The 1,798-nt window shown below is 74.7% G+C and carries 2 protein-coding genes; both read left to right on the top strand.

What is annotated here, in order from left to right; translation table 11 throughout:
* The first annotated feature begins 165 nt into the window (after nt 1-165).
* On the top strand, nt 166-1,365 hold the full coding sequence (locus L2I40_RS22705) for an MFS transporter (RefSeq protein ID WP_237217626.1): 1,200 nt from the start codon (nt 166-168) through the stop codon (nt 1,363-1,365).
* 26 nt (nt 1,366-1,391) lie between these two features.
* A partial coding sequence (locus L2I40_RS22700; protein ID WP_237217625.1) for a Gfo/Idh/MocA family oxidoreductase occupies nt 1,392-1,798 on the top strand: 407 nt, incomplete at its 3' end.

The following is a 1,798-nucleotide window of genomic DNA, read 5'->3' as shown; positions in this document are numbered from 1 at the left end:
AACCTCGATCAGTCATGGCCAGGGCGGAGGGGGCCGTGGCCCCCTCCGCCCTGGCCATAAACTCATGGGTTCCAAGGGCCCACCGGCCCTTGGTGGGGAGGGTCCGGGAGGGGCAAAGCCCCTCCCGCGCTCGCCGCGTCACCCGGACATACCCTGAGCACCCGGATGCGCACCGGCTGGGTCGTCGCGCTTCTTGCCACGCTGCTGATCCAGACGGTCGGCACGATGATGGCGCAGGCGGTGCCGGTGGTGGCGCCGCGCATGACGGCCGAGCTCGGCATCCCGCCGGAGACGGTGGGCAACTTCGCCTCGATCAACACGCTCGGTGCGATCCTGTTCCTGCTGTTCGGCACGCCGCTGGTTGCCGCCTTCGGGCCGGCGCGGCTGCTGCAATGGGGCGTGCTGACGGGAGCGGCGGCGCTCGCCCTCGCCATGGCGGGGCAGCTCTGGCTGCTGCCGGCGGCGGCGCTGCTGATGGGCATCGGCTACGGGCCGACGGGGCCGGCGGGCAGCCGCATCCTGCAGGCGACGGCGCCGCCGCGGCATCGCGTGCTGATCTTCTCGATCAAGCAGGCCGGCGCGCCGCTCGGCGGTGCGCTGGCGGGGCTGATCGCGGCCCCCGTGGCGGCCGTCTGGGGCTGGCAGGCCGCGCTCGGCGTCTGCCTCGTCGCGGGCGTGCTCGCGGCAATGGCGTTGCAGCCGCTGCGCGGCTCGCTCGACGCCGAGCGATCGCCGCGCTTCCCGCTGCGCGAGGCTTTCACGCTGAAGCGGCTCGGCGCGCCGGTGGCGACGCTCCGGCTGCACCCCGTCCTGCCGCCGCTCTGCCTGCAGGCCTTCGCCTTCGCCGCGCTGCAGGGCAGCCTGTTCAACTTCACCGTGACCTGGCTGGTGGAGGCGCAGGGCTTCACGCTGACGGCGGCCGGCACGGTCTATGCGGCGATGCAGGTGGCGGGCGTCACGGGTCGGCTCGTGCTGGGCTGGGCGGCGGACCGCATCGGGGATGCGACGCGCAGCCTGGCGGTGCATGGCGTGGTCGCGGCGGGGCTTTCGGCGCTCTTCGTGCTCGGCGCGCCCGGCGCGGCCTGGCCCGTCGTGATCCTGCTCGGCGTGCTGTGCGGCTTCACTTCCGCCTCCTGGAACGGGATCTTCCTGGCGGAGGTCGCGCGCGTGTCGCCGCCCGACCGGGTGGCGGAGGCGTCCTCCGGCGCGATCATGCTGTGCTTCCTCGGCTACCTGACGGCGCCGAGCGCCTTCGCCTTCGCCGTCGGCACGACGGGAAGCTGGACGCTGCCCTTCATGGTCGCCTGCGCCCTGCTGGCGGCGGTGTCGGTGCTGGTCCTCGCCTGGCGCGGCGCTTCGCGCTAAGCCCGCGGGGGGCTCGGGAGACAGGCATGATCGCGCTCGGCATCGTCGGCTTCGGCATCATGGGGGAGCGCCTGCTGCGCGCCGCGCTGGCGCATGACGCGGTGCGCGTGACGGGCGTGTGGGACCCCTCCCCCGCCGCCGCGGCACGGCTCGCGGAGGTGGCCCCGGGCGTGCCGATGCTGGACTCGGCGGCCGCCGTGATCGCGGCCAGCGACGCGCTCTACGTCGCGTCGCCCCCGTCGTCCCACATCGCGCATGCCGAAGCCGCCTTCGCGGCCGGCAAGGCAGCCTTCCTCGAGAAGCCGCTCGCCTCCGACCTCGCCGCGGCGCGGCGCTTCGTCGCGGCGGCAGAGGCGCGCGACGCACGGGCGGCGGTGAACTTCCCGATGGCCTCCTCGCCAGCCGTCGCGCAGCTGTCGGCGTGGCGCGAGGC

This window comes from Falsiroseomonas oryziterrae (genome assembly GCF_021864505.1).
Lineage (GTDB): Bacteria > Pseudomonadota > Alphaproteobacteria > Acetobacterales > Acetobacteraceae > Falsiroseomonas > Falsiroseomonas oryziterrae.
The sequence above is the reverse complement of the archived record's forward strand: the minus strand, read 5'-3'. Positions and strand labels throughout refer to the sequence as shown.

What these genes read in the sequence shown, in the direction of transcription:
- L2I40_RS22705 (WP_237217626.1), top strand. Translation starts at nt 166, where the DNA reads ATGCGCACCGGCTGGGTCGTCGCGCTTCTTGCCACGCTGCTGATCCAG.